The sequence below is a fragment of the Streptococcus sp. A69 genome (genome assembly GCF_058556195.1).
The window spans coordinates 546,965-557,070 of record NZ_JBZUJU010000001.1 but is presented as its reverse complement, the minus strand read 5'-3'; the positions used below and the strand labels follow the sequence as shown (position 1 = coordinate 557,070).

Annotated in this window: 11 protein-coding genes; 10 read left to right on the top strand and 1 reads right to left on the bottom strand. The window is 43.0% G+C overall.

All coding sequences use genetic code 11. The features are described from left to right. The first annotated feature begins 49 nt into the window (after positions 1-49). From pabB to AC4ME5_RS02875, 4 genes are all read left to right on the top strand, one after another. On the top strand, positions 50-1,771 hold the full coding sequence (gene pabB / locus AC4ME5_RS02890; RefSeq protein WP_414387966.1) for an aminodeoxychorismate synthase component I: 1,722 nt from the start codon (positions 50-52) through the stop codon (positions 1,769-1,771). A gap of 95 nt (positions 1,772-1,866) precedes the next feature. Further along, a complete protein-coding gene (locus AC4ME5_RS02885) occupies positions 1,867-2,667 on the top strand; it encodes an excalibur calcium-binding domain-containing protein (protein WP_414387964.1) in 801 nt (266 codons plus the stop codon). A 100-nt stretch (positions 2,668-2,767) separates the two neighbouring features. Continuing rightward, positions 2,768-3,727, top strand: a complete 960-nt coding sequence (locus AC4ME5_RS02880; RefSeq protein WP_000078550.1) for an ROK family glucokinase — start codon at positions 2,768-2,770, stop codon at positions 3,725-3,727. Positions 3,728-3,825: 98 nt separating this feature from the next. Then, a complete protein-coding gene (locus AC4ME5_RS02875) occupies positions 3,826-4,665 on the top strand; it encodes a thymidylate synthase (protein WP_084939832.1) in 840 nt (279 codons plus the stop codon). Between the two features lie 41 nt (positions 4,666-4,706). Here the strand turns inward: AC4ME5_RS02875 and AC4ME5_RS02870 are convergent, their stop codons facing one another. Then, positions 4,707-4,877 carry a DUF3042 family protein gene (locus tag AC4ME5_RS02870; protein WP_001051782.1) on the bottom strand — a complete coding sequence of 57 codons (171 nt, stop codon included), beginning with the start codon at positions 4,875-4,877 and terminating at the stop codon, positions 4,707-4,709. 120 nt (positions 4,878-4,997) lie between these two features. Between AC4ME5_RS02870 and miaA the strand changes: the two genes are divergently transcribed. The 6 genes from miaA (at position 4,998) to AC4ME5_RS02840 (ending at position 10,088) form a co-directional block, all read left to right on the top strand. Further along, positions 4,998-5,882 carry a tRNA (adenosine(37)-N6)-dimethylallyltransferase MiaA gene (miaA, locus tag AC4ME5_RS02865; protein WP_491799796.1) on the top strand — a complete coding sequence of 295 codons (885 nt, stop codon included), beginning with the start codon at positions 4,998-5,000 and terminating at the stop codon, positions 5,880-5,882. After that, the gene (gene hflX, locus AC4ME5_RS02860; RefSeq protein ID WP_491799795.1) at positions 5,875-7,113 is read left to right on the top strand and encodes a GTPase HflX; all 1,239 of its coding nucleotides are present in this window, start codon (positions 5,875-5,877) and stop codon (positions 7,111-7,113) included. The genes miaA and hflX overlap by 8 nt, the downstream gene beginning before the upstream one ends. Next, on the top strand, positions 7,106-7,729 hold the full coding sequence (locus tag AC4ME5_RS02855; RefSeq protein WP_491799793.1) for a cystathionine beta-lyase: 624 nt from the start codon (positions 7,106-7,108) through the stop codon (positions 7,727-7,729). Before hflX ends, AC4ME5_RS02855 begins: the two co-directional genes overlap by 8 nt. A 14-nt stretch (positions 7,730-7,743) precedes the next feature. Continuing rightward, positions 7,744-8,673, top strand: coding sequence for a ribonuclease Z (gene rnz, locus AC4ME5_RS02850; protein WP_247917185.1), 930 nt, complete (start codon positions 7,744-7,746; stop codon positions 8,671-8,673). Positions 8,674-8,693: 20 nt separating this feature from the next. After that, entirely contained in the window at positions 8,694-9,449 is a 756-nt protein-coding gene (locus tag AC4ME5_RS02845; protein ID WP_491799791.1) for an SDR family NAD(P)-dependent oxidoreductase, read from the top strand. A gap of 219 nt (positions 9,450-9,668) precedes the next feature. Next, positions 9,669-10,088, top strand: a complete 420-nt coding sequence (locus AC4ME5_RS02840; protein WP_084873294.1) for a hypothetical protein — start codon at positions 9,669-9,671, stop codon at positions 10,086-10,088. The last annotated feature ends 18 nt before the right edge of the window (positions 10,089-10,106 follow it).

Here is a 10,106-nt window from a genome sequence, read left to right as displayed (position 1 = left end):
AGGTAGATCAGCTTTGTCTGTATCTGCCTTTTTGTGCTATACTTAAGATATGCATAGAAAAACAGTGATTGATTTTAAAGCTTTGGGCGAGAGATACATCTTTACCCAGCCGATCAAAGAGTTAAAAACGAGAGATTTAGCAGAAGTGACGGACCTGCTGGCACAAGTGGAAAGCTACCAGAAACAAGGCTATTATGTAGTGGGCTACGTCAGTTACGAGGCTGCACCTGCATTTGAGGAGAAATTAGCAGTTCACAAGGTTCCTCTACTAGGAGAGTACTTGCTTTACTTTACCGTTCACGATAGGGTGGAAACATCGCCTATTCCTCTGACTTATGAGGAAGTAGATTTGCCTTCAAAGTGGCGGGAACAAACATCTGTAGAGGACTATGAAAAAGCTATTTCCCAGATTCACCATCATTTGCGTCAGGGGGACACCTACCAGGTAAATTACACTGTCCAACTCAAGCAAGACTTAAGCGCCAATCCTTTTGCCATCTACAATCGTATGGTGGTAGAGCAGGAGGCGAACTACAATGCCTATGTTGAACATGATGAGATGGCAGTGATTTCCATGAGTCCAGAGCTCTTTTTTGAGCAAAATGACCGAGAATTAACGACTCGCCCGATGAAGGGAACAACCCAGCGGGGAGTGACTGATCAAGAAGACCTTGCCCAAGCTAGCTGGCTAGAACGGGATCCTAAAAATCGGTCTGAAAATATGATGATTGTGGATCTCTTGCGCAATGACATGAACCGTATTTCTGAAGTGGGCAGTGAATATGTGGAGCGTCTGTGCCAAGTGGAGCAGTATTCAACTGTTTGGCAAATGACGTCGACCATCAAGAGTCAGTTACGATTGGATGTGGACTTGGTTGCCATTTTTCGCTCTCTCTTTCCTTGTGGGTCCATAACGGGAGCTCCGAAAATTGCGACCATGGAAATTATCAAAGATTTGGAGCCCCAACCTAGAGGAGTTTACTGTGGAACGATTGGTCTCTTACTTCCAAATGGGCGACGGATTTTCAATGTCGCCATTCGGACTATCCAACTGCATCAAGGGAAAGCCATCTATGGAGTTGGCGGAGGGATTACTTGGGATAGTACTTGGGAATCTGAATACCGTGAGGTTCATCAAAAGGCGGCTGTTCTCTATCGTAAACAAGCTCGTTTCAAATTGATTACTACAGGGAAAATCGGCCAGAAACGTTTGCTATTTGAAGATCAACATCTGAAAAGATTGACAAAGGCGAGTCGTTATTTTTCCTTTCCTTTTGACCCAGAAGAACTGAGACAAAAGATAGAGGAAGAGTGTCAAGCTTGTGATTCTCACCAAGACTATCGCTTGCGAATTACTATCAGCAAGTCTGGAGAGATGGAACTCAGTCGCCAAATCTTAACACCCCTCAGTCCAAGTTTCTGCAAAGCCAAACTTTGTCTGCAAGAAGCAGATTTGAATCAATCATTTACCTACTTTAAAACAACTCATAGACCACATTTAAGCCTAGGAGAGCAAGAGAAGATTTACCATAATAAGTCAGGAGAACTACTTGAGACCTCTATTGGAAATCTGGTCTTAAAAATTAATGGTAAACTCTACACACCGCCTACCAGTCTAGGAATTTTGCCAGGGATTTACCGCCAGCATTTGCTAGACATAGGACAGGTAGATGAAAAAGTCTTGACTTTGGCAGACTTGAACCAAGCAGAAGCTGTCTATGGCTGTAACGCAGTCAGAGGTTTGTATGAGTTGAAAGTGAATTCTAAATAAACTTCATGAACTAAAAAACATAATGGATATGTTGAATTGTTGGATTAAGTTTGATAAAATAAGAGGAAAACGATATCATTTTATGGGAGGAAATGATGAAAAAAACAGTTCTTTTTAAAGCTGGTCTAGCTAGCTTTTCTGCGTTGATGATGCTCGCTCAACCGACTTTTGCTAATGATACAATTCACTTTTCAAATTGTACAGAAGCGTGGGAAAATGGCTATTCTGATATCCATAGAGGAGAGCCTGGATATTCTTCAAGACTAGACAAAGATGGTGATGGAGTTGCCTGTGAACGCTCAAAAGCTCCTCGAGGTGTTTTTAAACCACGCCAATCTAGTCCACAGAATAGAGTTTCTTCTAGTGGATGGGTTAAGCAGGATGGATATTGGTATTATTATTCTGACAATGGTAATCCAGTGACCAATTCTTGGAAAGGAGATTACTATCTCAAATCAGATGGAACAATGGCTCAGAGTGAGTGGATATATGACTCATATTACAAAGGATGGTATTATCTCAAATCGGATGGTTCATATGCACGAAACACATGGATAGGAAGTTACTACCTTAAAGCAAACGGAAAGATGGCTCAAAGTGAATGGATTTATGATTCATCATACCAAGCTTGGTATTATTTGAAATCAGATGGATCTTATGCCAAAAATGCTTGGCAAGGTGCTTTTTATCTTAAAGCGAACGGTAAAATGGCACAAGGTGAGTGGATATATGACTCTTCTTATCAATCCTGGTACTACTTGAAATCAGATGGTTCATACGCTCGTAATACTTGGCAAGGGAATTACTATTTGAAATCAGATGGTAAAATGGCAAAGAATGAGCGAGTTGATGGTGGCAGATACTACGTAGATGGTTCTGGCCTTTGGAAACCATAAATCAGAATAATTTCTAGGAAGTTAATGCAAACCTTTGCACAAAACAGACGATTTTGTTATACTATATCTGTAAGCATTTTCAATTAAAAAGGAGAAGACGATGAGTCAAAAGATTATTGGGATTGACCTTGGTGGAACATCTATCAAGTTTGCAATTTTAACTCAAGAGGGAGAAATCCAAGAAAAATGGTCTATCAAGACCAATATTTTGGACGAAGGAAGCCATATTGTAGATGATATGATTGAGTCTATTCAACATCGTTTGGACTTGCTCGGATTGTCAGCTACGGACTTTCGAGGCATTGGAATGGGGTCGCCTGGTGTGGTTGACCGTGAAAAAGGGACTGTTATCGGTGCCTACAACCTAAACTGGAAAACCCTTCAACCAATTAAAGAAAAGATTGAAAAAGCCTTGGGTATTCCATTCTTCATCGACAATGATGCCAATGTAGCTGCTCTTGGTGAGCGCTGGATGGGTGCTGGTGACAACCAACCGGACGTTGTCTTTATGACACTCGGTACCGGTGTTGGTGGCGGTATCGTGGCAGAAGGAAAATTGCTCCACGGTGTTGCTGGTGCAGCAGGTGAGCTTGGCCACATCACTGTTGACTTTGACCAACCAATCGCATGTACCTGTGGTAAAAAAGGCTGTCTTGAGACAGTTGCTTCTGCAACGGGGATTGTCAACTTGACTCGTCGTTATGCAGATGAATACGAAGGCGATGCAACCTTGAAACGCTTGATAGACGACGGTGAAGAAGTAACAGCAAAAACTGTTTTTGACCTTGCAAAAGAAGGGGACGACCTTGCTTTGATCGTTTACCGTAACTTCTCACGTTACTTGGGAATCGCTTGTGCCAACATCGGCTCAATCCTCAACCCATCAACAATCGTTATCGGTGGTGGGGTGTCAGCTGCAGGAGAATTCCTTCTCCAAGGTGTTCAAAAAGTCTACGACGAAAATACCTTCCCACAAGTACGCACATCTACTAAATTGGCTCTTGCAACTCTAGGAAATGACGCTGGAGTTATCGGAGCAGCATCACTTGTATTGCAATAAGATAATAAAAAGGAGAAAACACTACTTTAAAGCCAGTGATTTTCCTCCTTTCTTTTTTTATGCTATACTAGTTAGGACAATAAATGAGGTGAGAGTAAATGACAAAAGCTGATACGATTTTTAAAGAAAATATTGAACGAATCCTCAAAGACGGTGTCTTTTCTGAGCAGGCTCGTCCCAAGTACAAGGATGGGACCGTAGCCAACTCCAAGTACGTAACGGGTTCCTTTGCCGAGTATGATTTATCTAAGGGCGAATTTCCCATCACAACCTTGCGTCCCATTGCGATCAAATCCGCCATCAAAGAAGTGCTCTGGATCTACCAGGATCAGTCTAATAGCCTAGAAGTGCTGAATAACAAGTACAATGTTCACTACTGGAATGACTGGGAAGTGGGAGATACGGGAACCATCGGTGAGCGCTACGGTGCGGTCGTTAAGAAACACGATATCATCAACAAGATACTCAAGCAGTTGGAAGCCAACCCTTGGAATCGTCGCAATATCATCTCTCTCTGGGATTACCAAGCATTTGAGGAGACGGACGGCCTCCTTCCATGCGCCTTTCAGACCATGTTTGATGTCCGTCGCGTTGATGGGGACATCTATCTGGATGCGACCTTGACTCAGCGTTCTAATGATATGCTGGTGGCCCACCACATTAACGCCATGCAGTACGTAGCTTTGCAGATGATGATTGCCAAGCATTTCGGCTGGAAGGTTGGGAAGTTTTTCTATTTTATCAACAACCTTCATATTTATGATAATCAGTTTGAACAAGCAGAGGAATTGCTCCGCCGTGAGCCGTCAAACTGCCAACCACGCTTGGTTTTAAATGTTCCTGATGGGACCAATTTCTTTGATATCAAAGCGGAAGACTTTGAGTTGGTTGACTATGACCCAGTTAAGCCACAGCTGAAGTTTGATTTGGCTATTTAAGAAATAAAAAGAAGTTGAGAAATCTCAACTTCTTTTGTTGCTTAATGTGATACGCGGCGGCGAGCTGCTTTTTTGCGGTTTTCTTCGATGAAAGCTGCTTTTTGCTCTTCTGGCTCAATCACTTTCTTTTTAATTGCGTATACTGCACCTGCAACGGCAGCGACAGTTCCTGCGACACCTGTTACAAGACCTTTAGCGAATCCTTTAGCCATGAGTCTTCCTCCTTTATCTTCCCGAACAGTCAGGCTCCTCAAGAGGTAGCATTTTTCTGACTGACCTTTTTGTGATATAATAATAGTAACGAAAAAATGGGAATTTTTCAAGGAAAAAAGATGAAAACAAAAATAATTGTGATTGTTGGACCGACTGCTGTTGGGAAAACAGCCCTTGCTATTGAAGTGGCCAAGCGCTTTGGTGGAGAGGTAGTCAGCGGTGACAGTCAGCAAGTTTATAGAAGGTTAGATATTGGGACAGCCAAGGCTAGCCCAGAGGAACAAGCTACAGTTCCTCATCATTTGATTGATGTCAGAGAGGTGACCGAGTCTTACTCGGCTTTTGATTTTGTTTCGGAAGCTAAGAAGGCTATTAAGGACATTCAAAGTCGTGGCAAGCTTGCTATTATAGCGGGAGGTACCGGGCTTTATATTCAGAGTCTCTTGGAAGGATACCATCTAGGTGGGGAGACACCTCATGAGGAGATTTTAGCCTATCGCGCTAGTTTAGAGTCTTATTCAGATGAGGAATTAGCTCATCTTGTGGAGCAAGCAGGTCTTGAAATTTCCCAGTTTAACCGTCGTCGAGCTATGCGAGCCTTGGAAATCGCCCATTTTGCTCAGGATTTGGAAAATCAAGAGACCTTGTATCAACCGTTGATTATCTGCTTGGACGATGAACGCAGTCAACTCTATGAGCGTATCAACCGCCGAGTAGATCTGATGTTTGAGGCTGGGCTTTTGGATGAGGCTAAGTGGCTTTTTGACCACTATCCAGATGTGCAGGCAGCCAAAGGCATTGGCTACAAGGAACTCTTTCCTTATTTCCGTGGGGAGCAAACTCTTGAGGAAGCAAGCGAGAGTCTCAAACAGGCGACCCGCCGTTTTGCTAAGCGTCAGTTGACCTGGTTCCGTAATCGCATGCAGGTCACCTTTTATCAGATAGGAGAGCCTGGTGTGCAAGACCGTATTTTAAGCCAGATTGAGGAGTTTTTAAATGATTGAAACGGAGAAAAAAGAGGAACGAGTCCTGCTCATCGGTGTGGAATTGCAGGGCATGGACAATTTTGACCTCTCTATGGAAGAATTGGCCAGTCTAGCCAAGACAGCTGGGGCAGTCGTTGTAGATAGCTACAGGCAAAAACGGGAAAAGTATGACTCCAAGACCTTCGTTGGTTCTGGTAAGTTGGAAGAGATTGCGCGGATGGTGGATGCAGAAGAAATTACTACTGTCATCGTCAATAACCGTCTGACGCCACGGCAAAATGTCAATCTAGAAGAAGTTCTCGGTGTCAAGGTCATTGACCGTATGCAGTTGATTTTGGATATCTTTGCCATGCGGGCTCGTAGCCATGAAGGCAAACTCCAAGTCCACCTAGCTCAGCTCAAATATCTCTTACCTCGCTTGGTTGGTCAGGGGATTATGCTTAGTCGTCAGGCTGGGGGAATTGGCTCCCGTGGACCTGGTGAAAGCCAACTGGAGCTGAATCGTCGTAGTGTTCGCAACCAAATCACGGATATCGAGCGTCAACTCAAGATCGTTGAGAAAAATCGGGCTACGGTCAGAGAAAAACGTCTGGAGTCGAGTACCTTTAAGATTGGTTTGATTGGTTACACCAATGCTGGGAAGTCAACTATCATGAACAGCTTAACCAGTAAGACCCAGTACGAAGCAGATGAGCTATTTGCAACTCTGGATGCGACGACTAAGAGTATCCATCTTGGTGGGAATCTGCAGGTAACTTTGACTGATACCGTTGGCTTTATTCAAGATTTGCCGACAGAGTTGGTGTCCAGTTTCAAGTCAACCTTGGAAGAAAGCAAGCATGTGGACCTTCTGGTTCATGTTATTGATGCTAGCAATCCTTATCATGAGGAGCATGAAAAAACGGTTCTGTCTATCATGAAAGATTTGGACATGGAGGACATTCCTCGCTTGACCCTTTATAATAAAGCGGATTTGGTGGCGGATTTCACGCCTACCCAGACACCTTATGCCCTCATTTCTGCCAAGTCTGAGGATAGTCGTGAGCAGCTGCAAGCTTTATTTTTAGAAAAAATCAAGGATATTTTTCAACCCTTTACCCTGCGCGTGCTTTTTTCCAAGTCCTACAAGATTCATGATTTAGAAAGTGTAGCGATTCTGGAAGAACGCGACTATCAAGAGGACGGAGAAATCATTACAGGCTATATTTCCGAAAAAAATAAATGGAAGTTAGAGGAATTTTATGACTGATATTAAAACTTTGGCTCTAAATTATGGGGGCTATACAAGTCTGGATAAGGTCTATCTGGATCAACTTCTAGCTGGTAAATCTGAGCAGGAGCAGCTAGCCCTCATCACCCCTCCACCTAGTGTCGTTAATGCCTACTTTGCTGAACTCTACCAGAAAAAGAGTCCTCAAGCTGCGACGGATTATTTTGCAGAACTAAGCAAGGAATTGAACCTCTACAATGCTGAGCCAAGTTTCACCTTTGAAAATAAGCCTTTCATTCGTCTTAATTTATCTGGCAAATCCTTTGGTTTTTGCTATGAGAGTGAGGGCTTGGGGCGAATTTTCTCTGAAAATGAAGAGGTAATATCGGATGACTTGCTTTTTGAGATTGCGCAAATTTTCCCCCATCAACTCGTCTTTGAAGAGTCTGGAAAGATTTACATGAAGGATGCCGGAGACGAAGAAGTTGTTAGTGTGGAGAGTCTCACAGCTTTGACAGATTTGGAAAGCTTGGCTGATGGTTGCAAACGTCTCAAAGGTTATAGCCAAGAGGATTTATTACAAGAAGCTGTTGCTTTTTCTGGCAAGCGCTATTTCCGATCGGAAAACCGCACAGCCATGTTATATATTGATTAATTAGAAAGTATCAAATGGATATTCAATTTTTAGGAACGGGAGCTGGTCAGCCCTCTAAAGCCCGCAACGTCTCAAGTCTCGCCCTGAAACTCTTGGATGAGATTAACGAAGTTTGGCTTTTTGACTGTGGAGAAGGAACTCAAAATCGCATTCTGGAAACCACAATCCGACCACGTAAGGTCAGCAAAATCTTTATCACCCACCTGCATGGAGACCACATCTTTGGCTTGCCAGGATTTCTCTCTAGCCGTGCCTTTCAGGCCAATGAGGAGCAGACAGATTTGGACATCTACGGACCTCAAGGGATCAAGTCCTTTGTCTTAACCAGTCTACGTGTGTCGGGTTCTCGTCTGCCTTACCGCATTCATTTTCATGAGTTTGACCAAGATTCTCTAGGGAAAATCCTTGAGACCGATAAATTCACGGTGTATGCAGAGGAGCTGGACCACACTATTTTCTGTGTTGGCTATCGTGTCATGCAAAAGGACTTAGAAGGAACTTTGGATGCTGAAAAACTTAAGGCAGCTGGTGTCCCATTTGGCCCGCTTTTTGGAAAAATCAAAAACGGTCAGGATGTTGTTCTCGAAGATGGAACTGAAATCAGGGCAGTTGACTATATCTCAGCTCCCCGTCCAGGTAAGATTATCACTATTCTTGGTGACACCCGAAAAACCAATGCCAGTGTGCGTCTAGCTGTCAATGCCGATGTCCTTGTCCATGAGTCGACTTATGGCAAGGGTGATGAGAAGATTGCCCGCAATCATGGTCACTCAACCAATATGCAGGCAGCGGAGGTCGCAGTAGAAGCAGGTGCTAAGCGCCTCTTGCTCAATCATATCAGCGCCCGCTTCCTCTCAAAAGATATCAGCCGGCTCAAGAAAGATGCGGCCACTGTTTTTGAAAATGTCCATGTGGTCAAAGACTTGGAAGAAGTGGAAATTTAGAAGATTGAGAAAGGATAAGTATGCGTACTATTCTCATTACCGGAGCTAGCGGTGGCTTAGCCCAAGAAATGGTCAAACTCTTGCCAAATGACCAACTCATCTTACTAGGTAGAAACAAGGAAAAACTAGCCCAACTCTACGGAAATCATTCTAATGTGGAATTGATTGAAATCGATATTACTGATGACTCAGCCCTAGAAGCTCTGGTAGCTGACCTCTATCTCCGTTATGGCAAGATTGATGTCTTGATTAACAACGCTGGCTATGGAATTTTTGAGGAATTTGACCAGATTTCTGATCAAGACATTCACCAGATGTTTAAGGTCAATACCTTTGCCCTGATGAACCTATCACGTTTGATTGCTTCTCGTATGAAAGAAAGTCGAAAAGGCCATATCATCAATATCGTCAGTATGGCAGGTTTGATAGCGACTAGCAAGTCTAGTCTTTACTCAGCAACCAAGTTTGCAGCTATTGGATTTTCAAATGCTCTGCGCCTCGAACTCATGCCTTACGGTGTCTATGTAACGACGGTTAATCCAGGACCGATTTGTACTGCCTTTTTTGACCAGGCAGACCCAGATGGGACCTACCTCAATTCGGTTGACCGCTTTCTTTTAGAACCAGATGCAGTCGCTAAAAAGATTGTTAAGTGTATAGGAAAAAACAAACGGGAACTCAATCTCCCAGTTTTGTTGAACCTAGCCCATAAGTTTTATACACTCTTCCCCAAATTAGCCGATAAGTTGGCAGGGGGAATCTTTAATTATAAGTGATGAAGCTGTTCCCTTGAGGAATGGCTTTTTGCTTTAATAAGGAGAAGTTGTTGATCAAAAATAATCCCTGAAAATACTGGTAGTTTATCTCTATTTGATAGTTTTGGAGTATAATTGAGATAAGAAAGCAGATTAAAGAGAGAATAAACTCCGAGTCTAACATAACTAAAAGTATATCTATAGTAGAAGCTTATGAAGTCAAAATAGAAGGAGCAGGTCATGGAATTTATTGTAGCTGAGGAAGGGATTCCTCAAAATATCGGATGTCAGGGAGCCCTGATTGCCTATTATGGCAGTGAGATAGAATTTCATTATGAAACCGTTCCACCACACGGTGATGAGATTTTTTCTGCCAAGTTGCCTTTGTTGGGGCTTGATCTGCCCTTTTGGATCTATGGGAGAAATCTCATATTTTTAGATGCTTACTACCTCTTAGCAGAAACAGTTAAGAAAGGGACTTGGAATCCCATAACGAGTATCCTCATCAATATTCATATGGGGGAATACGCCAGCCTAGACCACTGGTACAATCATATATCTATTGAGCAAAACGGTCTTGAGTTGAAAAATGATTATGATGGAAAAGTCAGGACTTTGAAAAATATTGACAATCTTCATTGGGCTAGCCCTAGATGCTGAATCAGAAGAAAGAAACTA

What these genes read in the sequence shown, in the direction of transcription:
- AC4ME5_RS02845 (WP_491799791.1), top strand. Translation starts at nt 8,694, where the DNA reads ATGCGTACTATTCTCATTACCGGAGCTAGCGGTGGCTTAGCCCAAGAA.
- miaA (WP_491799796.1), top strand. Translation starts at nt 4,998, where the DNA reads ATGAAAACAAAAATAATTGTGATTGTTGGACCGACTGCTGTTGGGAAA.
- AC4ME5_RS02855 (WP_491799793.1), top strand. Translation starts at nt 7,106, where the DNA reads ATGACTGATATTAAAACTTTGGCTCTAAATTATGGGGGCTATACAAGT.
- AC4ME5_RS02870 (WP_001051782.1), bottom strand. Translation starts at nt 4,877, where the DNA reads ATGGCTAAAGGATTCGCTAAAGGTCTTGTAACAGGTGTCGCAGGAACT.
- hflX (WP_491799795.1), top strand. Translation starts at nt 5,875, where the DNA reads ATGATTGAAACGGAGAAAAAAGAGGAACGAGTCCTGCTCATCGGTGTG.
- rnz (WP_247917185.1), top strand. Translation starts at nt 7,744, where the DNA reads ATGGATATTCAATTTTTAGGAACGGGAGCTGGTCAGCCCTCTAAAGCC.
- AC4ME5_RS02840 (WP_084873294.1), top strand. Translation starts at nt 9,669, where the DNA reads ATGGAATTTATTGTAGCTGAGGAAGGGATTCCTCAAAATATCGGATGT.
- AC4ME5_RS02875 (WP_084939832.1), top strand. Translation starts at nt 3,826, where the DNA reads ATGACAAAAGCTGATACGATTTTTAAAGAAAATATTGAACGAATCCTC.
- AC4ME5_RS02885 (WP_414387964.1), top strand. Translation starts at nt 1,867, where the DNA reads ATGAAAAAAACAGTTCTTTTTAAAGCTGGTCTAGCTAGCTTTTCTGCG.
- pabB (WP_414387966.1), top strand. Translation starts at nt 50, where the DNA reads ATGCATAGAAAAACAGTGATTGATTTTAAAGCTTTGGGCGAGAGATAC.
- AC4ME5_RS02880 (WP_000078550.1), top strand. Translation starts at nt 2,768, where the DNA reads ATGAGTCAAAAGATTATTGGGATTGACCTTGGTGGAACATCTATCAAG.